Raw genomic sequence first — 26,172 nt, 5'->3', positions numbered from 1 at the left:
CGCCTGCCACTCTCGTGCTCAGGCACTCACCACCTCGCGGCAGCGCCGCTGCCGTGCCCGTCGACGAAGACAAGGGATCGATGATGACGAGGACGAGGATCATGCGCGGCGCCACCGCGGTCGCGCTCGGGACCACCGTGGCGCTCCTGGGCGCCGCCTGCGCGGGCCAGGGCAGCGGCTCCCAGGGCGGCGACGACGGCGGCAGCACGGCCGACGCCAGCACGATCACGTGGTGGCACAACTCGAACACCGGCGAGGGCAAGGAGTACTACGACAAGGTCGCCGCCGACTTCGAGAAGGACCACCCCGGCACGACCGTCAAGGTCAGCGCCATGCAGCACGAGGACATGCTGACCAAGCTCGACGCCGCCTTCCAGGCCGGCGACGCCCCCGACGTGTTCATGGAGCGCGGCGGCGGCGAGCTCGCCTCCCACGTCGAGGCCGGCCTGCTCAAGGACATCTCCGAGCCCGCCGCCGACACGATCAGCACCATCGAGCCGTACATGTCCGGCTTCCAGGTGGACGGCGCGTCCTACGCGCTGCCGTTCTCCATCGGCGTCGTCGGCTTCTGGTACAACAAGTCGCTCTTCGACAAGGCGGGGATCACCGAGACCCCCACCACGATGGACGAGCTGTACGCCGACTTCGACAAGCTGAAGGCCGCGGACGTCACGCCCGTGTCCGTGGGCGCCGGCGACAAGTGGCCGGCCGCGCACTACTGGTACTACAACGTGATCCGGCAGTGCTCCGCGGACACGCTCGACGCGGCGATCAAGGACGTCGACTACTCCGACCCGTGCTTCGTCAAGGCCGGCGACACCCTCGACGAGCTCATCGCCACCCAGCCCTTCAACAAGGGCTTCCTCACCACCCCGGCGCAGTCCGGCCCGACGTCGGCGTCCGGCCTGCTCGCCACCGGCAAGGTCGCGATGGAGCTGGCCGGCCACTGGGAGCCCGGCGTCATGCAGGGCCTCACCGAGGACGGCAACGGCCTCGGCGACGACACGGGCTGGTTCCCGTACCCGTCCATCGAGGGCCAGCAGGGCACCGACGGCGCCCAGATGGGCGGCGGCGACGCGTGGGCCGTGTCGAAGGACGCGCCGGACGCGGCGGTCGACTTCGCGCAGTACCTGCTGAGCGACGAGGTGCAGAAGGGCTTCGCCGAGCTCGACATGGGCCTGCCGACCAACCCGACGGCGTCGTCGTCGGTCTCCGACCCGGCGCTCGCCGAGCTCCTCGACGTGCGCGACAACGCCCCGTCGATCCAGCTCTACCTGGACACGCTGCTCGGCACCTCCGTGGGCGGCGCGATGAACGACGAGATCGCCCTGCAGTTCGCCGGCAAGGCGACCCCGCAGGACGTCGTCGACGCGGTGCAGTCCGCGGCCGAAGCGGACCAGTGACCGGCCGATGACGGACACCGTCCTCCGGTCCGCCGACCGTGCCTCCGCACGGTCGGCGGACCGCCGTCCGCACGGGCACCGCAGCACGGCCGCGGTGTGGCGCAAGCGGGCGGAGATCGCCCTCTTCGTGACGCCGGCCCTCGCGCTCCTGGTGGCCTTCGTGGTGGTCCCGATCGCCACGGCCGTGCAGATGTCGCTGTACAGGTGGAAGGGCTTCGGCCCGATGGTCGACTTCGTCGGCCTGCGCAACTACGTCTCGGTGCTGACCAACGAGGTCTTCACGGACGCCGTCGTGCACAACCTCGTCATCGTGGTGGGCTCGATCCTGCTGCAGCTGCCCCTCGGCCTCGCGATCGCGCTGCTGCTCAACCGCAAGATGTGGGGCCAGGGCCTGCTGCGCACCATCATCTTCGTCCCGTACGTGCTGGCGGAGGTCATCGCGGGCGTCGTCTGGTTCCAGCTGCTGCAGCCGGAGTACGGCGTCATCGACACGATGCTCGCGGCCGTCGGGCTGCACGGGCCGGAGCAGGGCTTCCTCGGCACCCCCGAGTACGCCCTGTGGACCGTGCTCGTCGTGCTCACCTGGAAGTACCTGGGCCTGGCCGTGATCCTCTTCCTCGCCGGCCTGCAGGGCGTGCCCGAGGAGCTGTACGAGGCCGCCCAGCTCGACGGCGCCACCTGGTGGCAGGTGCAGCGCCGCATCACCATCCCCCTGCTCGGGCCGACCATGCGCACGTGGGGGTTCCTGTCGATGATCGGCTCGCTGCAGCTCTTCGACATGGTGTGGATCCTCACCGGCGGCGGCCCCGCCAACGCGACCACCACGATGGCCACGTTCCTGGTCAACGAGGGCACCAAGCGGCAGAACTTCGGCATCGCCGGCGCCGCCTCGGTGGTGCTGTTCGTCGTCGCCCTGGTGCTCGCCCTCGCCTACCAGCGCTTCGTGCTGCGCCGTGACACCCAGGAGGCCGACCAATGAGCCGCAGACGCGCCGGCGGCGGCAACGTCCTCGTCTACGCGATCGCCCTCGTGGTGGTGGCCGTGACCCTCGGCCCCGTGCTCTACGGGGTGCTCGGCGGGTTCCGCACCAACGCGCAGATCGCCGAGGACCCGGCCGCGATGCCCAGCCCCTGGGTGCTGTCCAACTACGCGAAGGTGCTCGCGCCCGGGTCGCCGTTCTGGGGCTACTTCCTCAACTCGACGATCATCGCCGTGCTCACCACCGCCGTCGTGGTCGTGTTCGGCGTGATGGCCGCGTACCCGCTGGCGCGCTACCGGTTCAAGGGGCGCGAGGCGCTGTTCCTGGTGTTCGTCATCGGGCTGCTGTTCCCCGCCACGGTGGCGATCATCCCGCTGTTCATCCTCGTGACGCAGAACTACCAGATGGGCAACACCTGGTGGGGCGTCGCGCTGCCGCAGGCGGCGTTCGCGCTGCCCATGACGGTCGTGATCCTGCGCCCGTTCCTCATGGCGCTGCCCGCCGAGCTCGAGGAGGCGGCGCAGCTCGACGGCGCCAGCCGGATCGGGTTCTTCTGGCGGATCCTCGTGCCCCTGTCGGGGCCCGGGATGGTGACCGTCGGCGTGCTCGCGTTCGTCGGGTCCTGGAACGCCTACCTCCTGCCGCTGCTCCTGCTGCAGGGCGACATGCGGACGCTGCCCCTCGGCGTCGCCGACTTCTCCTCGGAGCACTCGGCCGACACCGCGGGCGTGTTCGCCTTCACGACGCTGGCGATGATCCCTGCGCTGGTGTTCTTCCTCGCGATGCAGAAGCGCATCGTGAACGGCCTGCAGGGAGCCGTGAAGGGATGACCGAAGGAGAGCACGTGACCCACGCCCCCGCGACGCCCGCGCCCGCCGCGCAGCCCCCGCTGCCCGCGACGCCCGTCGTGACCGAGCGCGTCCGCGCGCTGCACGCCCGGATGACGCTCGAGGAGAAGCTCGCGCAGCTCGTCGGGTACTGGCTCGACCAGGGCGGCGAGGTGGTGGCACCGATGCAGGGGGAGATGGCGGCCGGCGACGGCGGCCGGCTCGAGGAGATCACCCGGCACGGCATCGGCCACTACACCCGCGTGTACGGCACCCGGCCGGTGGACCCGGCCGAGCGGGCCGCCTGGCTGTGGGCGGAGCAGCAGCGCCTGCGCCGCGAGACCCGGCTCGGCATCCCCGCCCTCGTGCACGAGGAGTGCCTCACCGGCCTGTCCGCGTGGAAGGCCGCGACGTTCCCGACCCCGCTGGCGTGGGGCGCGTCGTTCGACCCGGAGCTCGTGGCCGAGATGGGCCGCGTCATCGGCGCCTCGATGCACGAGCTGGGCGTGCACCAGGGGCTCGCGCCCGTGCTCGACGTCGTCCGCGACCCCCGCTGGGGCCGCGTCGACGAGTGCATCGGCGAGGACCCGTACCTCGTCGGCACGGTCGGCACCGCCTACGTGCGCGGCCTGCAGGACGCCGGCGTGCACGCCACGCTCAAGCACTTCGTCGGGTACTCCGGCTCCCGCGCCGGGCGCAACCACGCGCCCGTCTCGGCGGGCCCCCGCGAGATGGCCGACGTCTACCTGCCGCCGTTCGAGATGGCGGTGCGCGACGGCGGCGTGCGGTCCGTCATGGCGTCGTACGTCGACGTCGACGGCGTGCCGATGCACGCCAGCGCGGAGCACCTCACGGAGATCCTGCGCGAGCGGTGGGGCTTCGACGGCACCGTCGTCGCCGACTACTTCGGCGTCGCCTTCCTCGAGGTGATGCACCGCGTGGCCGCCGACCGTGGCGAGGCCGCCGCCCAGGCGCTCGAGGCCGGCCTCGACATCGAGCTGCCGTCGGGCGACGCGTACCTCGAGCCGCTCGCGGAGCTCGTCCGCGCGGGCGGGCTCGACGAGCGGTACGTGGACCGCGCCGTGCTGCGCGCCCTCGCGCAGAAGGAGGAGCTCGGGCTGCTCGACGACGACGCCTTCGCCGGCGAGCCGCCGGCGGTCGTCGACCTCGACTCGCCCGCGCACCGCGACGTGGCCCGCCGCCTCGCCGAGGAGTCGCTCGTCCTGCTCACCAACGACGGCGTGCTGCCCCTGAAGGGATGGAGCGCCGCGCCCGCGCGCGTCGCCGTCGTCGGCCCCAACGCGCACCGCAGCGACGCCCTCATGGGCTGCTACTCGTTCGCCAACCACGTGCTGGCGCACCACCCCGAGGTGCCGAAGGGCTTCCACATCCCCACCGTCTTCGAGGCGATCGGGGGCGCGTTCCGCTCCGCCGGGCTGCCCCAGCCGGAGCTGGTGCACGCCGCCGGCTGCGACGTCGAGGGCGAGGACACGTCCGGCTTCGCGGAGGCCGTCGCGGCCGCCGCGTCCTCGGACGTGGCCGTCGTCGTGGTGGGCGACCACGCGGGACTCTTCGGCCGCGGCACCGTGGGCGAGGGCAACGACGCGGAGTCGCTGGAGCTGCCCGGCGTGCAGCGGGGCCTCGTCGAGGCCGTGCTGGCCACCGGCACCCCCGTCGTCATGGTGGTGCTCAGCGGCCGCCCGTACGCGATCGACTGGGCGCTCGACGTCGCCGGGGACGACGACGACCGCCGTCCCGGCGCCGTGCTGCAGGCCTTCTTCCCGGGGGAGGAGGGCGGCACGGCCGTCGCCGCCGTGATCGCGGGCGCCGTCAACCCGTCCGGCCGCCTGCCCGTCTCGCTGCCCCGGTCGGCGGGCGCGCAGCCCTACTCCTACCTGCACCCCGTGCTGGGCGGGCCGTCCGACGTCACGTCCACCGACTCGACGCCGCTGCGGCCGTTCGGGTTCGGCCTGTCGTACACGTCGTTCGCGTACACCGACCTGGACGTCGACGCCGAGGTGGCCGCGGGCGGCGACTTCGCGGCCGCCGTGCGCGTCACGAACACGGGGACGGTCGCCGGGTCGGACGTCGTGCAGCTCTACGGGCGCGACGTGCACGGGTCGGTCACCCGGCCCGTGGCGCAGCTCCTCGCCTACCACCGGGTGGCGCTGGAGCCGGGGGAGTCGGCGGTCGTGCGGTTCGACGTCCCCACGACGCGGCTCGCGTTCGCCGACCGCCGCCTCGTGCGCGTCGTCGAGCCCGGCGACGTCGAGGTGTGGGTCGGGTCGCACGTGGCCGCCACGCCCGACGCAGACGCCGAGGACGTGCAGCACGCGACCGGCGGCGCCATCACCAGCTCGCGCCGCTCGGAGAAGCGGGACCTGCCGGGCACCGCGACGCCCCGCGCCACGCTGCTCGTCACGGGCGAGACGTACGCGGTGACCGTCGCCGACCGCCGGGTGGTGACGTCCACGCTCGCGTGACGTCGCCCGACGTGCAGCAGGGTGGCCGTGCCCCGGTCAGGATGGGGCATGGCCACCCTGCTGCACGTCGTCCGGTCCGCCGTCGCGCCCGTGACGCGCACGCGCACCTTCCGGGCGGTGGCGCCGCGGGCGCTGCCGCCCGTCGAGCGGGCGCTGGCGCGGCTCACCCGCGGGCGGTTCCAGCTCAGCGCGGTGCTGGTGCCGTCGCTCGTGCTGCACACGACCGGGGCGCGGTCGGGGGAGCCTCGCGACACCTACCTCATGTACACGCCGCTGGGCGCGGGGCGGCTCGTGGTGGCGGGCACGTCGTTCGCGCGCGACCGGCACCCGGCCTGGACGTACAACCTGCTCGCCCACCCGGACGCGGCGGTGAGCATCCGCGGCCGGCGCTACCCGGTGCGGGCCACGCTGGTCGAGGACGACGCGGAACGGGACGCCGTGTGGGAGCGCATCGAGGCGCAGTGGCCGGGCTACCGCGCGTACGAGCGGGACTCCGGGCGGGTGGTGCGCCTGTTCCGGCTCGAGCGCGCCGGCCGCCCGGTCTGACGGCGACGAGCGACGGGGGACGGGGCGTGTCCGGGACGCACTTCGAGCAGATGGCGGACGCCTACGCGGCCGCCCGGCCGCCGTACCCCGCCGCGCTGTACGACGCGCTCGTCGCCGAGGGGGCCGCCGGCCCGGGCGTCCGCGCGCTCGAGGTGGGTGCCGGGTCGGGGCTCGCCACCGCGGAGCTGGTCCGCCGGGGGACGGACATCGTCGCGCTCGAGCCCGGCGCCAGGCTCGCCGCGCTCCTGCGCGAGGCGGTGCCCGGCACGGAGGTGCTCGTGTCCCGGCTGGAGGACGCCGTCTTCCCGCGGGCAGGGTTCGACGCCGTCGTGGCGGCCACCGCGATGCACTGGGTGGACCTCGACGCGGTGCTGCCGACGCTGCACGACGCGCTGCGCCCGGGCGGTCGCCTCGCCGTCTGGCGCAACGTCTTCGGCGACGACGCCGTGCGGACCGCCTTCCGGGACCGTGTGGGCGAGATCGTCGCCCGGCGCCGTGGCCCCGACGACGCCCCCGCCCGCGAGGCGCGCCCCACGATGGCGGAGCTCGGTGCCGGCGGCTGGTTCGAGCCGGTCCGCACCGAGCGGTGGCGGTGGTCGGTCGAGCTCACCGGGGGCCAGGTGCGCGGCCTCTTCCGCACCTTCAGCGACTGGACCGCGGACGAGGCCGAGGAGGCGGGCGCCGCGGCGGACGAGCTCGGCGGCCGCGTCACCGAGCACTACCGGTCGGTGCTGCACCTCCTGCGCCGCCGAGACCGGTGACCACCGCGTGCACCGTCGCGGCGACGAGGCCGCGGTCCAAGGGCTCGTCGTCGGACGCCCGGTGCATGGGCCAGCCCTCGATCAGCGCGTCGAGGGCGCGGCACACCGGCTCGGCGAAGTGCATGCCGAGGCTCGCGCGGCTGCGCAGCAGCCAGGCGCGCATCGTCGCGGCCACGGCCGGGTGGTGGTTGGCGTACGCGTACATCTCGAACAGGAGCGTCACCTCGCGGGCCGTGGCGTAGGCGGGCCCGCAGACGAGCTCGACGACGGCGGCCTCCGCCTCGGCGGGCGTCGCGGCGTCGGCGAGGGCTCGGTGGTACTGGACCGACATCGTGTCCGCCAGGCGCGCGAACGCCTGGGCGAGCAGGTCGTCCATGCCGTCGAAGTAGTAGGTGACGGACCCGAGCGGCACCTGCGCGCGGGCGGCGATCCGGCGGTGGGTGGTGCGGTGCACGCCGACGTCGCCGACGACGTCCAGCGCGGCGTCGAGGATGCGGTCCCGCCGCCCAGGGTCGTTGGGGACCTCTCGCCGTGTGCCGCTCACGCGGCCATCCTCCCCGACATCGCCGCCCTCCCCAAGTGTGTACGCTTGTACAACTCGCCTTCGTGACCCGGGAGCCACCCCCTCGTGACCGCCAGCCTCCGCGCGCGCCGCAACGCGCTGTACGCGCTCTTCTTCCTCAACGGCATCGCCATCTCCTCGTGGGTCACGCGCACCCCCGACGTGCGCGACCTCGTCGGCGCCACCACCGGGCAAATGGGGCTCATCCTGTTCGGCCTGTCCGTGGGGTCGATGATCGGCATCCTGGCCTCCGGCCCGCTCGTGGCGCGCTGGGGCACCCGGCCCGTCACGGCGGTGGGGGTCGGCGCGATGGCGGTCGGCGTCGGGGTGGTCGGCGTGGGCGCGGCGCTCGGCTCGGGCGCCGTGGTCGCCCTGGGGCTGGGCCTCGTCGGGTGCGGCATGGGCGGCGGCGAGATCGCGCTGAACGTCGAGGGCGCGGAGGTCGAGCGGCTCCTCGGCCGCTCCGCGCTGCCCGCCATGCACGGGTTCTTCAGCCTCGGCACCGTCGTGGGCGCCACCGTCGGGATGGTGCTCACGGCCGTCGCGTCCCCGGTCGTCGTGCACCTGCTGGCGGCCGCCGCGGTGATGCTCGCCGGGCTCGCGGTCGCGATCCGGCCGATCCCCGCGGGCGTCGGCCGGCGGGACCCCGCCGCGCGGCGCGCCGACGTCGTCGCCGGGCCGCCCGTGTGGAAGGACACCCGGCTGCTGCTCATCGGCGGCATCATCCTCGCGCTCGCGCTGGCCGAGGGCGCCGCCAACGACTGGCTGCCGCTCGTCATGGTCGACGGGCACGGATTCGACGCGGCCCTCGGGTCCGCCGTGTACGCCGTGTTCGCCGCCTCCATGACGCTCGGCCGGTTCGTGGGCGGGCGGTTCGTGGACCGGTTCGGGCGTGCGGCCGTGCTGTGCGCCAGCGCGGTCGTGGGAGCGGCCGGTCTCGCGCTCGTGATCTTCGCGGACCAGCAGTGGGTCGCGGCGGGCGCCGCCGTCCTGTGGGGGCTCGGCGCGTCGCTCGGCTTCCCCGTGGCGCTGTCGGCCGCGGGCGACTCCGGCCCGAACCCGGCCGCGCGGGTGTCCCTCGCCGCCACCCTCGGCTACGTCTCGTTCCTCGTGGGGCCGCCGGTGCTCGGCTTCCTCGGCGACCACTACGGCCTGCGTTCCGCGCTGATCGTCGTCCTCGTGCTGGTCGCCGCGGCCGCGTTCCTCGCGCCCGCGGCGGGGACCCCGCACCCGGCGGCCGTCGTCGACCGGGACCTGCCCCGGGACCCGCGCGCCGTCGAGGCCGCGCTCCGCGACGGCGGGGGCACGGACCGGCTGGTCGCGATGGTCCACGGGTCCGAGGCGCTCGCCGACGACGCCTACGTCCGGACCCTGCTCGCCGTCGTCCGCGACCCGCGCCAGGAGGACCTGCTGCGGCAGGAGGCCGTCACGACCGCGGCGCTCGCCGTCGCGCCCGGTGCCGGGGACCTGGAGGACGAGCTCGTCGACGCCCTGCTCGTCGCGGCGCACGACGACGACTGGTGGCCCACCCAGGTCGAGGCGCTCGACCGGCTGCGCGGGCGCTCCCTGCCGCCGTCCGCGGTCGCGCGGCTCGACGCCCTCGCCCGCGACGACGCGACCTTCGAGCTGGTGCGCGACGCGGCGAGGGCGGCCCTGCCGACCGCGGAGGAACCGGCCTGACGTCCGTCGCCCTGCCGGTACGGCCCGCGCGCGAGAGGATCGACGTCGGACCCGGGCGCCGCGCCCGGGAGAGCGGCAGGAGGGCCGGCATGACCACCGACGGCGACATCCAGCAGACCATCGGCGACCTCATCGCCCGCGAGCGCGAGCTGCGCGCCCGGCTCGCGCAGGGGGAGATCGACGCGAGCACCGAGCACGAGGAGCTCGCCGCGACCGAGACCCGCCTCGACCAGTGCTGGGACCTGCTGCGGCAGCGGCAGGCGGCGCGCGAGTTCGGCGGCGACCCGGCGCAGGCGAAGGTCCGCCCGGCCGACGTCGTGGAGCACTACCGGGGGTAGCCGGGCGGCGTCAGCGCCCGACCATGCTCATGCCGGCGTCGTCGTAGCGGTTCCCCCGCACGCCGAGGCGGGTGGCGAGGGCGTCGAGCCCGGCGCGCTCGTCGGCCGACAGCGGCACCTCCGTGGCGGCGGCGTTCTCCTCGACGCGCTCGATGCGGCGGGTGCCCGGGATCGGCACGACCCAGGGCTGCTGGGCGAGGAGCCAGGCGAGCGCGATCTGGCCGGGGGTGGCGCCCTTGGCCGCGGCGAGCGCGCGCACGTGGTCGACCAGGGCCTGGTTCGCGGACCGGTTCTCCGCCGTGAACCGGGGGATGGTGCGGCGGATGTCCCCCTGGGCGAACGACGTGCCGGTGTCCACGGTGCCGGTGAGGAAGCCCTTGCCCAGCGGGCTGAACGGGACGAACCCGATGCCGAGCTCGGCGAGCGTGGCGAGCACCTCGGTCTCCGGGTCGCGGGTCCACAGGGAGTACTCGCTCTGCACGGCGGTCACGGGGTGCACGGCGTGCGCCCGGCGGATCGTCGCGGCGGACGCCTCGGAGAGCCCCAGGTGGCGCACCTTGCCCTCCGCGACCAGCTCGCCGACCGTGCCCGCGACGTCCTCGATCGGCACGTCCGGGTCCACGCGGTGCTGGTAGAACAGGTCGATCCGGTCGGTGCGCAGCCGCCGCAGCGAGGCGTCGGCGACGCGACGGATCTGCTCGGGCCGGCTGTCGAGGCCGGCCACGCGGCCGTCGCGGATGTCCCAGCCGAACTTGGTGGCGACCACCACCTGGTCGCGGACGGGCTCCAGGGCCTCGCCCACGAGCTCCTCGTTGACGTAGGGGCCGTACACCTCCGCGGTGTCGACGAACGTGACGCCGCGCTCGACGGCGCCGCGCAGCACGCCGATCATGTCGTCGCGGCTGCCCGGGTTGGGGCCGTAGCTCTGGGACATGCCCATGGCGCCGAGGCCGATCGCCGAGACGTCGAGGCCCTGTCCGAGGGTGCGGGTGTGCATGGGTGGCTCCTGATCTGCAGGTGGTCCGGTCGGTGGTCGGTGGGTCGGGACCCGGTCACGCGTCGGAGGCCGTCAGCCGCCCGGAGGCGACGGCGTCCAGGAAGGCGGCGTAGTCGCGGTCGTTCTGGTCCGCGTAGTCGGCGGCGAAGTCGGCGACCGCCACGTCGAAGCGGTCGCTGGCGCCGAGGTAGGCGGCGAGGGCGACGCGGTCGCCGGAGCGGGCGTGCGCCCGGGCCAGCGCGTCGCCGCAGAGCTGGGCGTAGGTGCGCGCCCCGGCGGCGCTCATCGCCTCCACGTCCACACCGCCCTTCCAGTCGTAGAGCTGGCGGAGGTAGTAGTCGCGGGCGACGCCGTCGACGCCCGCGACGCGCTGCCAGCCGAGGAAGACGTCGCCCGCCGCCTGCATGAGACGCTGCCCGCGTACCACCCGCTCGCCGTGGTTGTCGTACCGGCTCCGCGGCAGGAAGCGCTCCAGGACGGAGGCCTCCGCCTGCTTGGCCTGCAGCACCAGGGTGTCCGCGTCGTCGCGGCCGCGCAGCAGCACCACCCACGCGCGCGTCCCGACGCTGCCGACGCCGACCACCTTGCGGGCCATGTGCAGGTACGTGTACTCCGCCATCGGGTGGTGCTCCTGCTGGAGCGTCGGCAGGTAGGAGGAGATGAGGCCCCGCATCCAGTCCTCCGCCCGCTCGCGGTCGCGGGCGAGGGGGAACAGGTCCTCGATCGGCACGACGAGGGGCGGGCTGGCCGCGATGCGCAGCTCGCCGCCGGTGACCTCGACGAGCTTGGCCGTGGCGCGCGTGCTGTCCTTGGTCCGGGCCTTCGCCAGGTCCGCCTCCAGCCGTTCCACCTGCTTGCGGCCGACGCGCCTGGCCCGGTGCTCCGCCTCGACGTACGCCACGACGCGGTCCGTGTCGAGGCGGTCGTACCACCCCTCGAGCACGCCGGTGCCGGCCAGCTGCAGCATGCGCTCCCGGTAGGCCCGCACGGCGGCGAGGTCGATGTCGCGGCGCTCCGCGTCGCCGAACCCTCTGTGCCGGCCCGCCACCTCGACGCTGGCCGCCAGGCGCTTGACGTCCCACTCCCACGGGCCCGGGAGGGTCTCGTCGAAGTCGTTGATGTCGAACACCATGGCCCGCTCCGGCGTGCCGAAGACGCCGAAGTTCGACAGGTGCGCGTCGCCGCAGACCTGCGTGACGATCCCCGACACGGGGGTGCGCGCCAGGTCGGTGGCCATGAGCAGCGCGGCGCCGCGGTAGAACGTGAACGGGGAGACCATCATCCGCCGGTGCCGGATCGGCACGAGCTCCGGCACCCGCGTGGCCTCCTGCTCCTCGAGGAGCGCCACCGGGTCGGCGCGGTCGGGCGGGGGCGCCCACCCCGCGTGGGACGTCCGCGGGGTGCGGCGCCGGGCGGCCCTCCCGTGCTCGGCCCGGCGCGCGAAGTCGGTGGGCGGGGGCGGCGCGAGCTCCTCGGTCACGTCCTCACGGGTGCCCACGGGACCACCTCCCTGCCTCCTCGTCCGATCGTGGGCCTCGCCGCCGGGCGTCGCACCCGGGCGGCCGCGACCGGGGGGCGCACAGGTCAGCGCGGGTCCACGCGCAGGGTGGTCGAGGTGGCGGTCGCGCTGGTGATCGACCGCACGGCCGAGCCGTCGCCGTACTTGGCGTGGTAGGCGGCGTCGATCGCGTCGTCGTGGGTGTCGTCGCGGGTGAAGGTCACCTCGGCGCGCACGCCGCCGGCGTCGATCTCGCCGGTCCCGGTGCGCTGCACGCCCCGGTACCAGGCGCCCTCGGTCCCGCGCACGGAGCGCAGGTAGAGCGCGCCGTCGACGACGACGTGCCACACGATCCGGGGCGTGCGCAGCGTGCCGTCGGGGCGGTGCGCGGCGACGCGGAGCTCGCCGTCGCCGTCGATCGCCGCCAGGTCGGCGGGGTTCCAGCCGGTCATGACTCCTCCTCGGTGGTGGGCTCGGTGGTGGGCTCGGCAGGGGACGGCGCGACGCCGTCGAGGGCGCGCAGCGCGTTGAGGGTGCGCGGGTAGCCGACGACGGGCAGCAGGTGGGTGACGACCGAGACCAGCGTGGCGCGGTCGTTGCCGACGTTGAGGTTCGCGCGCACGTGCCCGGCCACCTGCGGGTCGGCGCCGCCGAGCGCGACGAGCAGCGCCAGGGTGACGAGCTCGCGGGTCGGCACGTCCAGGCCGCCGCGGGTGTAGTGGTCGCCGAAGCAGTGCGCCGCCAGGGCGCGCTGCACGTGCTGCTCGTCGGCGGGGGTGCTCGCGTGCATGGCGTCGACCGTGTCGCCGCCGACGATCCGCCGCTGCACGGCGAGGCCGTCGGCGGCCCTCGTCTCGGGGGTCACCGTGGCCTGCCCGGGCAGCGGCAGCTCGACGTCGTGGTCGGCGAGCAGCTCGTTCGCCACGACCAGCGCGTCGACCGCGCGGCCGAGCCCCGCGTACGGGACCGCCTGGTAGAGGACCTCCTTCAGCTCGACCGGTGCGACGCCGGCGGCGATGGCGTCGTCGAGCTCCACCCGCAGGACGGCGGTGCCGCCCCGTCGCGACGACGGCGGCGACCCGGAGCAGGGCCCGGAGGCGGGGGGCGAGCGGTGCGTCGCGCTCGACGTCCCCGGCGAACCGGTCGGCGATCGCGACCACCTCGGGGTCGGTGGCCGCGAGCGAGGTGTCGGCGAGGGGCACGGGTCAGGCCTCCGGGATCTCGCGACCGAAGGTCTCGAGGGTGACGGCCTCGGGCTCGGGGCCGCCGCGGCGGCCGGTGTCCAGGGCGTCGATGGCGGCGAGCTCGGCGGCGGTGAGCTCGAAGTCGAGCACGTCGAAGTTCTCCGCGATGCGGTGCGGGGTGACGGACTTGGGGATCGCGGAGCGGCCCTGCTGCAGGTGCCAGCGCAGCATGACCTGCGCGGCGGACTTGTCGTGCGCCTCGCCGATGCCCAGGATGGTCGGGTCCTGCAGGGTGCTGGTGTGCTCGCCGTCGCGGTAGAAGGTGATGCCGCCGATGGGGGACCAGGCCTGGGTGAGGATGCCGTGCGCGGCGTCGGCGGCCAGGACGTCGGGCTGGCGGAAGTACGGGTGCACCTCGACCTGGTTGACGGCCGGCACCACGGACGTCTCGGCCAGCAGCCGGTCCAGGTGGTCGGGCATGAAGTTGCTGACGCCGATCGCGCGGACCCTGCCGTCGGCGAGGAGGGTCTCGAGGGCCTTGTAGGCGTCGACGGTGAGGTCGAACCGCGACGGCAGGGCCTGGTGCAGGATCAGCAGGTCGAGGGTGTCGACGCCCAGCTTGCCGGCGGACTTGTCGAACGCGTGCAGCGTGGCGTCGTAGCCGTAGTCGCTGATCCAGACCTTCGTCTCGAGGAAGACGTCGGACCGGTCGACACCGGAGCGGCGGAGCGCCTCGCCGACCTCGCGCTCGTTGCCGTACGCGGCGGCGGTGTCGATGTGCCGGTAGCCGACGCGCAGCGCCTCGGCCGTCGCCGCGACCGTCTCGTCCGGCGGGGTCTGGAAGACGCCGTACCCGAGGGCGGGCAGCTCGACGCCGTTGTTCAGGGTGAGGGTGGGCACGGGGTTCGTCATGTCCTTCACGCTAGGCACACGACGACGGTCCTGGGAGACCCTGCTGGTACCCCGCTGGCCCGTCCCCCGCACGGTCATCGCCGCGCCCGCCGGGCGGCGGGCAGCACCAGGAGCGCCGCGGCGGCGAGGGCGCCGAGCAGCAGGACGGCGCCCGCGGTCATCGCCGCCGCGTACGTGCCGGTCAGGGCCAGCACGAGGCTCATGCCGAGCGCGCCGCCCAGCTGGTGCACGGAGTTCACGACCCCCGACGCGGCGCCGGCCTGCGACCTGTCGACGCCCGCGATGCCCGACGCCGTGAGGGGCCCGAAGGCCAGGCCCTGCCCGGCGCCGATCAGCGTCATCGGCAGCGCGATGCCGACGGCGTACGACGTGCCCGCGTCGAGGGCGCCCAGCCACGCCGTGCCCGCGACGGCGAGCACCAGCCCGGCCACGAGCAGCACCGCGCCGCTCGCCCGGCGCTGCAGGCGCGGCACGGCGAGCGCGACCACGAAGTTCACCGCCGTCATCGGGAAGTACGCGAACCCGGCCGCCAGGGCGGAGAACCCGCGCTCGTCCTGCAGGTACTGGCTGGTGAAGAGGAAGAAGCCCATCATCGCGCCGATGAAGAGCAGGCGGGCCACGTAGGCGCCGACGCGCTCGCGGCTCGCGAACAGGCCGAGCGGCAGCACGGGCTGCGCCGCGCGGCGCTCGACGACCACGAGGGCGGCCAGGAGCGCGACGCCGAGCGCCAACGCGGCGACCGTGGCCGGATCCGACCAGCCCTCGTCGCCGGCGCGGACGAAGCCGTACACCAGCGCCGCCGGGCCGAGCGTGGCCAGCAGCGCCCCCGGCACGTCGAAGCGGCCGGGGGTCCGCGGTGTCTCCGGCAGCACCCGCAGCCCGGCGACCAGCATGACGGCGCCGACGGGCAGGTTCACGAGGAAGCCCGCGCGCCAGGAGACGAGGTCGGCGAGCAGGCCGCCCACGACGAGCCCGACGCTGGCGCCGATGCCCGCGACGGCGCCGTACGCCGCCGTCGCGCGGGTGCGCTCCGGGCCCTCGGGGAAGCTCGCCGTGAGCAGCGCGAGGGTCGACGGCGCGAGCACGGCCGCGCCCACGCCCTGGAGCGCGCGGGCTCCGACCAGCCAGCCGCCCGTGGGCGCGAGCCCGACGGCGACGGACGCCAGCGTGAACAGCGCGAGCCCGACGACGAACATGCGCCGGCGGCCGAGGACGTCGCCGGCGCGGGCGCCGAGCAGCAGCAGGCCGCCGAACGCCAGCAGGTAGGCGTCCTGCACCCAGGCGAGCGCCGTCGCGGACATGCCGAGCTCGGCGCGGATGTGGGGCAGACCGGTGATCACGATCGAGTTGTCGAGGATCACCATGAAGTAGCCGACCAGGATGATCGCGAGGACGGCGGCGGTGCCGCGGCGTGCGGCCGGCACGGGGGGAGGCGGCGCCGCGACGGGTGGTGCGGCGGGAGCGAGGGGTGCGCTGGTCATGGCGTCCATCTGACGGCGGCGCGCGCCGGCGGGGGAGTCCCGGGCGTCCCCGGTCCTGCCAGTACCTCCCACGGCCGAGCGTGCCGACGTACCGTCGTGGGCATGGACCTGAAGGCGGAGACGCGCGAGTTCCTGGCCACGCGCCGGGCGCGGATCACCCCGGACAAGGCGGGCCTGCCGGCGTACGGCGGCAACCGGCGCGTGCCGGGGCTGCGGCGCGAGGAGGTGGCGATGCTCGCGGGCGTGAGCGTCGACTATTACACCCGGCTGGAGCGCGGGAACCTCGGCGGGGTGTCGGAGGAGGTGCTGGAGGCGCTCGCGGAGGCGTTGCAGCTCGACGAGGCGGAGCGGCTCCACCTGTTCGACCTCGCGCGCGCCGCGAACGCGTCCGGCGCCGCGCGGTCACGCGCCCGCCGGACACCGCCCGGCACTCTGCGCCCCGCCGTGCAGCGGATCCTCGACGCGATGGGCGACGTCCCCGCCTTCGTCCGCAATGGCCGGCTCGACGTGCTCGGCACCAACGTCCTGGGCCGCGCGCTGTACGCGCCGCTGTACGACTCGCCCGAGCAGGCCGCGGGCAAGCCGGTCAACAGCGCCCGGTTCCACTTCCTCGACCCCGGCGCCGCCGCCGCGTTCTTCGGTGAGAAGTCGCCGCGGATGGCGCACGACGCCGTCGCGATCCTGCGCGCCGAGGCGGGCAGGAACCCGTACGACAAGTCCCTCACCGCCCTGGTCGGGGAGCTCTCCACCCGCAGCGAGGACTTCCGCCGGCTGTGGGCCTCTCACGACGTGCGGCTGCACCGCACGGGCACCAAGGTGTTCCACCACCCGGCGGTCGGCCTGCTCGAGCTCGACTACGAGGCGCTCCTGCTGCCCGCCGACCCGGGCCTGCAGATGAACGTGTACACCGCGCAGCCCGGCTCGCCGTCGGAGGACGGGCTCAAGCTCCTGGCGTCGTGGGCGGCGACCACGCTCGCGGCGCCCACCTCCCCGGAAGGGATCACCGGACGATGAAGAAGCTCCCCCGCCCCGCCACCACCAAGAACCCGCCCGAGCAGTTCCGGGGCGACGTCTGGCTCGACCCGATCGCCGTCCCGCAGGAGGGCGACCAGCGGATGGTGGTGGCGCTCGTGCGGTTCGCGCCCGCGGCGCGCACGGCGTGGCACTCGCACGCCCGCGGGCAGACGCTGCACGTGGTGTCCGGGGTGGCGCTGGTCGGCACGCGCGACGGCGTCGTCGTGGAGGCCCGGCCGGGCGAGACGGTCTACTGCCCGCCGGGGGAGGAGCACTGGCACGGGGCGTCGCCGGACGACTTCATGGAGCACCTCGCGATGCTGGAGAACGCCGACGACCCGGCGGCCACGACCACCTGGCTGGAGCACGTCACGGACGAGCAGTACGACGCCGCGCCCTGGCTGGACGTCTGAGACCCGCTCAGATCAGCAGCGGCGCGATCCCGAAGCCGAGGGCGACGGCGGTCCCGACGGCCACCAGCCCCGGCACCATGAACGAGTGGTTGAACAGGTACTTCCCGATGCGGGTGGTGCCGGTGTCGTCGAGCTCGATCGCCGCGACCACGGTGGTGTAGGTCGGCAGCAGGAACAGCCCCGTGACGGCGGGGAACGACGCGACCATCGTCGTCGCGGCCACGCCCATGCCGGCCGCGACGGGCATCAGCGCGATCGTCGTCGCGGCCTGGGAGTAGAGCAGCGCGGAGGCCAGCAGCAGCACGACGGCGAGCATCCACGGGTACTGGCGGATGAGGTCGCCGCCCAGCTCCTCGATCTCGGCGGTGTGGCCCTGCACGAACGTGTTTCCCAGCCACGCGACGCCGATGATGCAGACGGCGGCGCTCATGCCCGACCGGAACGTCTGCTGCGTGATGACCGTGCTCACGTCGATCTTGCAGAAGACGGCGATGAGCAGCCCCGCCAGCAGCATGAACGTCATGATGGCGCCGCTGCGGGTGATGGTCGGGTCCCTGATGAGGCCCACCGAGTCGGACACCGCGGTCGAGTACAGCACCACGACGAGCAGCGCGGCGGCGAAGATGACGAGCGACAGCAGAGCGCGCGGCTTGGCGACGAACTCGGTGCGCTCGCGGCGCTTCACGAGCCCCTTGGCGAGCCGCTCCTGGTACACCGGGTCGTCCTGCAGCTCGACGCCCTGCCGGGACGCGACGACCGCCCCGACCATGCAGCCCACCAGGGTCGAGACGCCCGCCACGGTGAGCAGGGTGATGTAGTCGACGCCCAGCGGCTCCACGACGGCGGCCATCGCCACCACCGCCGCGGAGATGGGCGATGCCGCGATCGCCATCTGCGACGCGACCACCGCGATCGACAGCGGCCGTGACGGGCGCACGTTCGACTCCTTCGCCACCTCGGCGATCACCGGGAGGGTGGAGAAGGCGACCTGGCCCGTGCCGGCGAACACGGTCATGAAGTAGGTGACGAGCGGCGCGAGGAAGGTGATGTTGCGCGGGCGGGCGCGCAGCAGCACCTCCGTCTTCGCCACGAGGTAGTCGAGCCCGCCGGCGGCCTGCATCGCGGCGATGGCCGCGATGACGCACATGATGATGCCCAGCACGTCCCAGGGGACGCCGGTCGCGGGGTCGACCTCGAGGCCCAGCAGCCCGAGGACGATGACGCCGGCGCCGCCCGCCAGCCCGATCCCGATCCCGCCGATGCGCGCACCGATGAAGACGAAGACCAGGACGACGACGAACTGGACGACGATCACCGCGCGGCCTCACCCTCCTCGTCGGCCGCATGGTGCTCGTGCTCCGGGTCCGAGGGGGCGCCCGTGGCGTCGTCGGACTCCACGACGGTCGACGACCCGCCGTCCTCGCCGGGCGCAGGGATGCCGCGCTCGTCTGGCGCGTAGAACCGGCCGGAGTAGCGCGGGTGCAGGAAGTTCTCCGTGGTGAGGATCGCGTCCACCTCCTCGGCCGTGAGCAGGCCGCGGGCGACGACGACGTCGCGCACGGAGCTGCCCGTGCGGGCGGCCTCCTTGCCGACCAGGTCGCCGTTGTGGTGGCCGATGACCTCGTTGAGATAGGTGACGATGCCGATCGAGCCGAGCACGTGCTGCCGCATGACCTCCGCGTTGGCGGTGATCCCGACGACGCACTTGGTGCGCAGCGCGTCGCAGGCGTTGGTCAGCAGGCGGATCGACTCGAACATCGACTCCGCGAGCACGGGCTCCATGACGTTGAGCTGCAGCTGGCCGGCCTCGGCGGCGTGCGTGATGGTGACGTCGTTGCCCATGACCTTGAAGCAGACCTGGTTGACCACCTCGGGGATCACCGGGTTCACCTTGGCGGGCATGATCGACGACCCGGCCTGCAGCTCGGGCAGGTTGATCTCGTTGAGCCCCGCGCGCGGCCCGGAGGACAGCAGGCGCAGGTCGTTGCAGATCTTCGACAGCTTGGCCGCGAGCCGCTTCACCGCGGAGTGCACGGCCAGGTACGCGCCGTTGTCGTAGGTGGCCTCGACCAGGTTCTCCGCGGGCACCGTGCCGAGCCCGCTGACCTCCGCGAGGCGTCGCGCCGCGACCTTGGGGTAGCCGGGCGGGGTGTTGAGGCCCGTGCCGATCGCCGTCGCGCCCAGGTTCACCTCGAGCAGCAGGTCGGCCGCGTTGCGCAGGCGCTTGACCTCCTCGGCGACGTTCACCGAGAAGCCGGCGAACTCCTGGCCCAGGCTCATGGGCACCGCGTCCTGCAGCTGGGTGCGGCCCATCTTGGGCAGGTCCGCGAACTCGGAGGCCTTCTCGTCGAACGCCCGCGACAGCCGCCGCACCGCCACCACGAGCGCCTCGGTCAGGGCGTGCACGGCCAGGCGGAAGCCGGTGGGGTAGGCGTCGTTGGTGGACTGCGACTTGTTGACGTGGTCGTTCGGGTTGATGACGTCGTAGCGGCCGCGCGGGAAGCCGGACAGCTCCAGCGCGAGGTTCGCGATCACCTCGTTGGTGTTCATGTTGACGCTGGTACCCGCGCCGCCCTGGAACACGTCGATGGGGAACTGGTCGAGGCAGCGGCCCTTGACCAGCACCTCGTCGCACGCGCCGATGATGGCGTCCGCGATGTCGCGCTGGATGGCGCGCAGCTCGCGGTTCGCGAGCGCCGCCGCCTTCTTCACCATCACCATGCCGCGGATCATCTCCGGCACGTCGCTGATGGTGGTCCCGGAGATGGGGAAGTTCTCCATCGCCCGGACGGTGTGGATCCCGTAGTACGCCTGCGCAGGGACCTCTTTCGGTCCGAGCAGGTCTTCCTCGACGCGTACGCCGGCCTGGGGTGCGGCCGGGGTGCCTGCCATGGGTTCAGCCATGGGGCAGACGCTAGCAACGCCGGTACCCCGGCACCCGGCGAGGGCCCGAGTGCGTGCATCCGAGGTCGGGCGTGTCCTGGAAGGGCACGAGTCGTCAGGGGGCATCACCGGTGGTCGTCGCACGGCTGCCCGACGAACGAGGAGGAGCCCATGACGAGGTCCAACCCGATGGCCTGGCTGGGACGGCAGGCGCGCCGGGGCCTGACGGACCTGCCGCGCAACGTGCGGTGGGCGCTGGACGCGGGAGTGACGAACCCGGCCCGGTCGGCGGGCCGCACCGTCCAGTCCGCGGGCCGCACCGTCCAGGCAGCGGGGCAGCACGCGGCCACGTCGCTCGCCGAGGCCACCCCGTTCCCCCGGGACGGCGACCGCCGTCTCAACCGGGTGGACGCGGCGATGGAGCGGGCGCACGAGCTCGAGGTGCGCGCCCACGAGGAGGCCCGGAACGCGAAGGAGCAGGCGGACGCCGTCGCCGCCGCCGAGGCGGAGAGCGACCGCCAGGTCGCGGAGGCCCGGCAGGAGGGCGACCGCGAGGTGGACCGCGTGGTGGCCGAGGCGCAGCGCGAGGCCGACGAGTACGTGGCCGCGAAGCGGGAGCGGGCGCAGGAGATCACCGCGCGGCACGTCGAGGAGACGGAGGCCGAGACCGGGAAGCAGGTGGAGCAGGCCCGGGAACGGGCGGACAAGGCGCGAGCGTCGGCCGAGCAGGCGATCGAGCGCGCGCGAGAGCAGATGAGGCATGCGCGCGAGCTCGCCGAGGAGGCTGCGGACGACGCCCGGAGGGCTGCGGACGAGGCGCGTGCCCGCGCGGACCGGCTGGCGGGCGAGGCGGAGGACGAGGCGCAGCAGGCGCGCCGGAGGGTGGAGGAGGCCGACCGCCGGAAGCAGGAGACGGCTGCGGAAGCCCGCCAGCTCGGCGGGGACGCCGACACGGGCCCGATGGACCTCGACGACATGACCAAGGACCGGCTCCGCGCGCTGGGCACCGAGATGGGGCTCGACCTCCCGTCCTCGCTGCGCAAGCCGCAGATCGTCGCCGCGATCCGCAGGCACAAGGAAGAGGACAGGCGGAAGGCGGGAGCACGATCATGACGTGGTGGCGCAGGAAGGCGACCTTCGCCGACCGGGTCGCGGAGGCGCTCGGGCGCAGGCCGCGACGTGTTGGCAGCCCGGCGCTCCGAGGCGGTCTGGTCGCGCTCGGCGCGGCCGCGGGCGTGACGGCCGCGAGCGCGGCCGTGTCGGCCATCCGGTCCCGGCAGGACCGGTCGGGAGAGGAGGGCCAGGATGATCGGTCGTAGGACGGTCGGTCGTGCCCTGTTCTTCGGCCTGGGGTACGTCCTCGGCACGCGGGCCGGGCGAGAGCGGTACGCCCAGATCCAGGCGGGCGCCCGGGCCGTCATGGTCGGCCTGCGGTCCCGCCTCGACGGCGGCGACGGGGCAGGCTCGCCGTCGGGGTCTCCGTCGTCGAGGCCGCCGCGTGGCGCGGCGGACCCGTACGACGACATCCGCCTCGGCGGGTAGGCGGCAGCGGCCATGATCATCAGGATCCAGCTCCTCGCACGGTTGCTGCGCATCCGGCTGCTCCGGGTGGAGGGCGTCGTCGCGATCAGCGACGACGTCCGCCCGGAGCAGCCCGGGGCGGGAACACCCCTCGTGGACGTCCGTGCGGACCGCGCGGCGGCGCTCCGCTCCGGGCGACCGCAGGTGCCCGTGTACGGCCGCGACCTCGCGGAGGCAGAGACCCTTCTGGCGCAGGTGTCGCCACCGGAGCGAAGGAGCAGGGAGTCGTCATGACCTACCAGATCGGCTACATCGTCGGGAGCCTCGCGAAGGCGTCCATCAACCGCACGCTGTCCCGGGCGCTCGTCCGGCTGGCGCCCGCGGACCTCGAGTTCACGGAGATCCCCATCGGGGACCTCCCGCTCTACAGCTGGGACTACGACACCGACTACCCGCCCGAGGGCCGGGCGTTCAAGGCGGCGGTGGAGGCGTCCGACGGGCTCCTGATCGTGTCACCGGAGTACAACCGGTCGATCCCGGGCGCCCTGAAGAACGCCATCGACTGGGGCTCGCGGCCCTGGGGCCAGAACTCGTTCGCGCGCAGGCCCGTCGGCATCATCGGGGCCTCGCCCGGCGGCATCGGCACCGCGGTGATGCAGTCGTCGATGCGCGGCGTCCTCAGCTTCCTCGACGCGCCGCAGCTCAACGCCCCGGAGGCCTACATCACCTACGTCGCCGACGACTTCGGCCCCGACGGCGAGGTGACGAACGAGAGCACCGCCGGCTTCCTGCGGCACTACATGGACGAGTACTGCGCGTTCGTGCAGCGCGTGCTCGCCGTGACCGCGCCGGGGCACATCGGCGACAGCGACCCGGCGTCGGCCAAGTAGGCGCGGCCCCCGCGGACGGCCCGCGGGCGAGGTGCGCGGCGTGAGAGGCTGACGACGTGCGCGTGGACGTGTGGTTGTGGGCGGTGCGGCTCTTCAAGAGCCGGTCGGCGTCGGCCGCCCTGCTGCGGTCGGGCCGCGTGCGGGTGAACGGCACGGTGGCCAAGCCCTCGACGCACGTGGCGGTGGGCGACACGGTGACCTGGCGCGACCCGTTGCGCGACCGCAAGGTCGTGGTCGTCGAGCTGCTGCCCAAGCGGGTGGGCGCGCCGCTGGCCGTCAAGGCCTACCGCGACGAGAGCCCGCCGGTGCCCACGCGCCAGGAGCGGGAGGCCGTCGGGGTCCGCGACCGCGGCGCCGGCCGCCCCACCAAGCGCGAGCGCCGCGACATCGACCGGCTGCGCGGCGCCCGGCGCGACTGACCGCCCGCGCCGGACGCCCGCTCAGGCCTGCCGGCCGACCGACCGCAGGTACTCCTCCCGGTGCAGCGGGTCGCCGTCCCGCCGCCGGCGGCGGGGGACCTCGCCCCGGACGGGGCGGTACCGCGCGAACCGCGACTCCAGCACGCCCTCGCCGCGCGTCGCGCCGGGGAGCTGCTGGTGCAGCCGGTGCAGGTGCGCCGCCGGCACCTCGCCCTCGACCACGACGCGCCGGCCGCGCGTGACGGTCGACAGGGGGACGGCGTCCTCCCGCGCGAGCAGCGGCAGCACCGCGGCGAGCGTGTCGGCCGGGGCGTCGAGCGTGAGCGTGTGCAGCGGCTCGAGCACCGTGGTCCCCGCGCGGCGCAGCGCCGCCATGAGCACCAGGGGCGTCAGCCGGCGGAAGTCGCTCGCCGAGCTCGACCAGATGCTCCAGCCGTAGGGCGGGGGCGGCACGTACCCGGACTCCGTCAGCACGACGGTGCAGTCGGTCACCTGCCACCCGGCGAGCCCCTGCCCGAGCGTCGCGACCACCGTCTCCTCGACCGCGCGACGGAACGCCAGGGTGAGCGAGCCGGGCTCGATGCCGAGCCGGAAGCGCACGCCGGAGCCCTCCGGCCCGGGCTCGACGCGCAACCCGACGGTCGCGTTGAACGGGTTGCCGTCGGCGCCCATGCGCTCGGCCGCCTCGCCGACGCCGACGGGCCGTTCCACGTGGAACGTCGTCGTCTCGCGGAACGACACGGCGACGCCGAACTCCTCGGCGAGCGTCGCCCCGACCACCTCCTTCTGCACCTCGCCGTAGAGCGAGAGGGCCGCGTCGCCGGCGTCGTCGAGCCGGAGCCCGATGAGCGGGTCCTGCTCGGCGAGCTGCGTGAGCGCGGCGTGCAGGGCGGCCCGCTCCCCGGGCTCGTCGGCCACGACGACGGTCTCCAGGACCGGCGGCGAGAAGCGGAAGCCGTCGGTGCCGTGCGGCGCGCCGAGGTCGTCGCCGACGCGGACGCCGGCCAGGCCCCACACCTGCGCCACCTGCCCGGCGTGGGCCTCCGCGCGCTCCACGGCGGCACCGCGGTGCACGACGCGCACGGCGGTGACCTTGTCGTCGCCGACCCGGTCCCGCTCGCGCAGCGTCCCGGACCAGAGCCGCACGGAGGCGACACGCTCGCCGGCGGGTCCCCGCTCGACCTTGAACACCCGCCCCGAGAGCGGCCCGTCGGGGTCGCCGTCGGCGCTGGGCAGCAGCTCGGGCAGCGCCGCGAGCAGGTCGTCCACGCCCGCGCCGGTGACGGCGGAGCCGCCCAGCACCGCGTGCAGCAGCCCGCGGCGCGACAGCGCGGCCAGCGCCGCGCGGAGGCGGCCCTCGCCCACCGCCCCGGTGCGGACGTACTCCGCGAGGACGGCGTCGTCGTGGTCGGCCACCGCGTCGAGGGCCCGGTCGGCGTCGAGCCCCGCCCGCCACGTGGCGGCCCGCGTCCCGGCGCCCTCCGCCGCGCCGAGGGGCACGAACGGCAGGTCGTCGAGCGCCGCGTCGTCGAGCGCCAGGTCCGCGCGGGCGCCGGCCCGGTCGACCTTGTTGACGAACACGACGGTGGGGACGCCGGACCGGCGCAGGGCCCGCGCGAGGACGCGCGTCTGGGCCTGCACGCCCTCGACGGCGGAGACCACGAGGACCGCGCCGTCGAGCACGCCGAGGGCGCGCTCCACCTCGGCGACGAAGTCCGGGTGGCCGGGGGTGTCGATCAGGTTGACGGTGACGTCGCCGACGGCGAACGAGGCGACCGCGGAGCGGATCGTGATGCCCCGCCGCCGCTCGAGGTCGAGGGTGTCGGTCTGGGTGCTGCCCGCGTCGACGCTGCCGACGGCGTCGATCGCCCCGGCCGCGTGCAGCAGCCGTTCCGTGAGGCTGGTCTTACCCGCGTCGACGTGCGCGAGGATCCCGAGGTTGAGCGTGCGTGCCAAATGTCCTGTCCTTTGCGTGGGCCGTGACGTGCTCGTGGGGGGACACGACGGCTGCACGCATCGCAGGCTCCTTCGCTCGGGTCGATCGGACGGACGGCGCCCAGTCCACCAGCGTCGCGGTGCGCCGCCAAGGTGTTTTCGGGCCGAGCGAGTGTTTTCGGGCGATCGTGGGTGGATAGGGTCGCCGGATGACGACCGAGCAGACCGACAGGATCGCCGCCCTCCTGCGCGAGCACCCCGTCTGGGACGGGCACAACGACCTGCCGTGGGAGGCGCGCGACCAGGTCGCCTACGACTGGTCCCGGCTCGACCTGGAGGCCGGCACCGAGGGCCGCACCCACACGGACGTGCCGCGGCTGCGCGCCGGGGGAGTGGGGGCCCAGTTCTGGTCGGTCTACGTGCCCTCCAACCTGCCCGGCAGCGCCGCCGTGACCGCCACGCTGGAGCAGGTCGACGCCGTGCACCGGATGGTCGCGCGCTGGCCGGAGCACTTCCGGCTCGCGACCGGCGCCGACGACGTCGTGGCCGCGTGGGCCGAGGGCCGCGTCGCGTCGCTCATGGGGGCCGAGGGCGGGCAGTCGATCGACTCGTCGATGGGCGCCCTGCGCATGCTCTACGAGGTGGGCGTCCGGTACCTGACGCTCACGCACAACCACCACAACCCCTGGGCGGAGTCCGCGACCGACGCGCCCCCCGCCGACGGCCGCTTCGCGGACGGCGGCCTCACCGCCTTCGGGCGCGAGGTGGTGCGCGAGATGAACCGCCTCGGGATGCTCGTCGACCTCTCGCACGTCTCCGCGGGCACGATGCGCGCCGCCCTCGACGTCTCCGAGGCGCCGGTGATCTTCTCGCACAGCTCGGCCCGCGCCGTCTGCGACGTGCCGCGGAACGTGCCCGACGACGTCCTCGCGCGCCTCGCCGCCAACGGGGGCGTGTGCATGGTGACGTTCGTGCCGAGCTTCGTCACCCCCGCGATCGGGGAGTGGCGGGCCGAGGCCGGCGAGGCCGCGAAGGCCGCGGGGATCGCGCCGAACGACTACGCCGAGTTCGACCGGTTCGCCACGGCCTGGGCCGAGACCCACCCCAAGCCCCCGACCACGCTGGCCGACGTCGTCGCGCACGTCGAGCACGTGCGCGAGGTCGCGGGCGCCCGGCACGTGGGCCTCGGCGGCGACTACGACGGCGCGGGCGGCTTCGCCGACGAGCTCCGCGACGTCTCCGGCTACCCGAACCTGTTCGCGGCCCTCGCCGACCGCGGCTGGTCGGACGCCGACCTCGCCGGCCTGGCCAGCGGTAACGTGCTGCGGGCGCTGCGCGAGGCGGAGGACGTCGCCGCCCGGCTGCAGACCGAGCGCGCGCCCAGCGTCGCCCGCATCGAGGACCTGGACGGCTGAGGACTGCCCCGACCGTCGCCCCTGACCACCG

The 26,172-nt window shown here is 74.4% G+C and carries 25 protein-coding genes and 1 pseudogene; 16 read left to right on the top strand and 10 right to left on the bottom strand.

What is annotated here, in order from left to right; translation table 11 throughout:
* The first annotated feature begins 83 nt into the window (after positions 1-83).
* The 6 genes from ACFU5J_RS10540 to ACFU5J_RS10515 are packed head-to-tail and all read left to right on the top strand — an operon-like array spanning position 84 to position 6,999.
* Positions 84-1,403, top strand: coding sequence for an ABC transporter substrate-binding protein (locus ACFU5J_RS10540; protein ID WP_430578687.1), 1,320 nt, complete (start codon positions 84-86; stop codon positions 1,401-1,403).
* 7 nt (positions 1,404-1,410) lie between these two features.
* On the top strand, positions 1,411-2,382 hold the full coding sequence (locus ACFU5J_RS10535) for a carbohydrate ABC transporter permease (RefSeq protein WP_430578686.1): 972 nt from the start codon (positions 1,411-1,413) through the stop codon (positions 2,380-2,382).
* Complete coding sequence (locus ACFU5J_RS10530) at positions 2,379-3,212, top strand: carbohydrate ABC transporter permease (RefSeq protein WP_430576935.1); 834 nt, start codon at positions 2,379-2,381, stop codon at positions 3,210-3,212. The genes ACFU5J_RS10535 and ACFU5J_RS10530 overlap by 4 nt, the downstream gene beginning before the upstream one ends.
* Complete coding sequence (locus ACFU5J_RS10525; RefSeq protein ID WP_430578685.1) at positions 3,209-5,692, top strand: beta-glucosidase; 2,484 nt, start codon at positions 3,209-3,211, stop codon at positions 5,690-5,692. The genes ACFU5J_RS10530 and ACFU5J_RS10525 overlap by 4 nt, the downstream gene beginning before the upstream one ends.
* A gap of 48 nt (positions 5,693-5,740) precedes the next feature.
* Positions 5,741-6,238 carry a nitroreductase family deazaflavin-dependent oxidoreductase gene (locus tag ACFU5J_RS10520; protein ID WP_430578684.1) on the top strand — a complete coding sequence of 166 codons (498 nt, stop codon included), beginning with the start codon at positions 5,741-5,743 and terminating at the stop codon, positions 6,236-6,238.
* A gap of 26 nt (positions 6,239-6,264) precedes the next feature.
* A complete protein-coding gene (locus tag ACFU5J_RS10515) occupies positions 6,265-6,999 on the top strand; it encodes a class I SAM-dependent methyltransferase (RefSeq protein ID WP_430578683.1) in 735 nt (244 codons plus the stop codon).
* Here ACFU5J_RS10515 and ACFU5J_RS10510 read toward each other — a convergent pair.
* The gene (locus ACFU5J_RS10510; RefSeq protein ID WP_430578682.1) at positions 6,947-7,543 is read right to left on the bottom strand and encodes a TetR/AcrR family transcriptional regulator; all 597 of its coding nucleotides are present in this window, start codon (positions 7,541-7,543) and stop codon (positions 6,947-6,949) included. The two genes, ACFU5J_RS10515 and ACFU5J_RS10510, sit on opposite strands and share 53 nt — an antisense overlap.
* An 84-nt stretch (positions 7,544-7,627) precedes the next feature.
* On the opposite strand from ACFU5J_RS10510, the gene ACFU5J_RS10505 reads away from it, so the two are divergent.
* Positions 7,628-9,241: an MFS transporter gene (locus ACFU5J_RS10505; protein WP_430578681.1), complete on the top strand. Its 1,614-nt coding sequence runs from the start codon at positions 7,628-7,630 to the stop codon at positions 9,239-9,241.
* Between the two features lie 89 nt (positions 9,242-9,330).
* Entirely contained in the window at positions 9,331-9,579 is a 249-nt protein-coding gene (locus ACFU5J_RS10500) for a DUF2630 family protein (protein ID WP_430576929.1), read from the top strand.
* Between the two features lie 10 nt (positions 9,580-9,589).
* Here ACFU5J_RS10500 and ACFU5J_RS10495 read toward each other — a convergent pair whose 3' ends face one another.
* The 6 genes from ACFU5J_RS10495 to ACFU5J_RS10470 all read right to left on the bottom strand — a co-directional run bounded on the left by ACFU5J_RS10495 (position 9,590) and on the right by ACFU5J_RS10470 (position 15,651).
* Positions 9,590-10,576: an aldo/keto reductase gene (locus ACFU5J_RS10495; RefSeq protein WP_430576928.1), complete on the bottom strand. Its 987-nt coding sequence runs from the start codon at positions 10,574-10,576 to the stop codon at positions 9,590-9,592.
* 55 nt (positions 10,577-10,631) lie between these two features.
* Positions 10,632-12,074: a DUF2252 domain-containing protein gene (locus tag ACFU5J_RS10490; RefSeq protein ID WP_430576927.1), complete on the bottom strand. Its 1,443-nt coding sequence runs from the start codon at positions 12,072-12,074 to the stop codon at positions 10,632-10,634.
* Positions 12,075-12,160: 86 nt separating this feature from the next.
* Positions 12,161-12,526, bottom strand: a complete 366-nt coding sequence (locus ACFU5J_RS10485; RefSeq protein ID WP_430578680.1) for a DUF2255 family protein — start codon at positions 12,524-12,526, stop codon at positions 12,161-12,163.
* Entirely contained in the window at positions 12,523-13,110 is a 588-nt protein-coding gene (locus ACFU5J_RS10480) for a carboxymuconolactone decarboxylase family protein (RefSeq protein WP_430578679.1), read from the bottom strand. Before ACFU5J_RS10480 ends, ACFU5J_RS10485 begins: the two co-directional genes overlap by 4 nt.
* Before the next feature lie 169 nt (positions 13,111-13,279).
* Complete coding sequence (locus ACFU5J_RS10475) at positions 13,280-14,170, bottom strand: aldo/keto reductase (RefSeq protein ID WP_430578678.1); 891 nt, start codon at positions 14,168-14,170, stop codon at positions 13,280-13,282.
* A gap of 74 nt (positions 14,171-14,244) precedes the next feature.
* Positions 14,245-15,651 (bottom strand): MFS transporter, encoded by a 1,407-nt coding sequence (locus ACFU5J_RS10470; protein WP_430578677.1) that lies wholly within the window; start codon positions 15,649-15,651, stop codon positions 14,245-14,247.
* 102 nt (positions 15,652-15,753) lie between these two features.
* On the opposite strand from ACFU5J_RS10470, the gene ACFU5J_RS10465 reads away from it, so the two are divergent.
* Positions 15,754-16,665, top strand: a complete 912-nt coding sequence (locus tag ACFU5J_RS10465; protein WP_430576923.1) for a helix-turn-helix transcriptional regulator — start codon at positions 15,754-15,756, stop codon at positions 16,663-16,665.
* Positions 16,662-17,078, top strand: coding sequence for a cupin domain-containing protein (locus tag ACFU5J_RS10460; protein ID WP_430578676.1), 417 nt, complete (start codon positions 16,662-16,664; stop codon positions 17,076-17,078). Before ACFU5J_RS10465 ends, ACFU5J_RS10460 begins: the two co-directional genes overlap by 4 nt.
* Before the next feature lie 7 nt (positions 17,079-17,085).
* On the opposite strand, the gene ACFU5J_RS10455 is transcribed toward ACFU5J_RS10460, so the two are convergent.
* Together ACFU5J_RS10455 and aspA are read right to left on the bottom strand one after the other, a co-directional pair.
* The gene (locus ACFU5J_RS10455; protein WP_430578675.1) at positions 17,086-18,393 is read right to left on the bottom strand and encodes an anaerobic C4-dicarboxylate transporter; all 1,308 of its coding nucleotides are present in this window, start codon (positions 18,391-18,393) and stop codon (positions 17,086-17,088) included.
* A gap of 131 nt (positions 18,394-18,524) precedes the next feature.
* Positions 18,525-19,970, bottom strand: a pseudogene (aspA, locus tag ACFU5J_RS10450) (aspartate ammonia-lyase); the annotation flags it as partial.
* A 162-nt stretch (positions 19,971-20,132) separates the two neighbouring features.
* Here aspA and ACFU5J_RS10445 point away from each other — a divergent pair.
* The 5 genes from ACFU5J_RS10445 (at position 20,133) to ACFU5J_RS10425 (ending at position 22,791) form a co-directional block, all read left to right on the top strand.
* Positions 20,133-21,074: a hypothetical protein gene (locus tag ACFU5J_RS10445; RefSeq protein WP_430576920.1), complete on the top strand. Its 942-nt coding sequence runs from the start codon at positions 20,133-20,135 to the stop codon at positions 21,072-21,074.
* A gap of 192 nt (positions 21,075-21,266) precedes the next feature.
* The gene (locus tag ACFU5J_RS10440; protein WP_430578674.1) at positions 21,267-21,503 is read left to right on the top strand and encodes a hypothetical protein; all 237 of its coding nucleotides are present in this window, start codon (positions 21,267-21,269) and stop codon (positions 21,501-21,503) included.
* Between the two features lie 12 nt (positions 21,504-21,515).
* Positions 21,516-21,776: a hypothetical protein gene (locus tag ACFU5J_RS10435; RefSeq protein WP_430578673.1), complete on the top strand. Its 261-nt coding sequence runs from the start codon at positions 21,516-21,518 to the stop codon at positions 21,774-21,776.
* Positions 21,773-22,372, top strand: coding sequence for an NADPH-dependent FMN reductase (locus tag ACFU5J_RS10430; protein WP_430576917.1), 600 nt, complete (start codon positions 21,773-21,775; stop codon positions 22,370-22,372). Before ACFU5J_RS10435 ends, ACFU5J_RS10430 begins: the two co-directional genes overlap by 4 nt.
* Before the next feature lie 56 nt (positions 22,373-22,428).
* Complete coding sequence (locus tag ACFU5J_RS10425; protein ID WP_430576916.1) at positions 22,429-22,791, top strand: RNA-binding S4 domain-containing protein; 363 nt, start codon at positions 22,429-22,431, stop codon at positions 22,789-22,791.
* Between the two features lie 21 nt (positions 22,792-22,812).
* On the opposite strand, the gene ACFU5J_RS10420 is transcribed toward ACFU5J_RS10425, so the two are convergent.
* Positions 22,813-24,747, bottom strand: a complete 1,935-nt coding sequence (locus ACFU5J_RS10420; protein WP_430578672.1) for a GTP-binding protein — start codon at positions 24,745-24,747, stop codon at positions 22,813-22,815.
* Positions 24,748-24,935: 188 nt separating this feature from the next.
* Between ACFU5J_RS10420 and ACFU5J_RS10415 the strand changes: the two genes are divergently transcribed.
* Positions 24,936-26,141, top strand: a complete 1,206-nt coding sequence (locus tag ACFU5J_RS10415; protein WP_430578671.1) for a dipeptidase — start codon at positions 24,936-24,938, stop codon at positions 26,139-26,141.
* The last annotated feature ends 31 nt before the right edge of the window (positions 26,142-26,172 follow it).

This window comes from Isoptericola sp. NPDC057559 (genome assembly GCF_042801555.1).
Classification (GTDB): domain Bacteria; phylum Actinomycetota; class Actinomycetes; order Actinomycetales; family Cellulomonadaceae; genus Isoptericola.
This window is presented reverse-complemented; position numbering and strand designations above follow the sequence as displayed.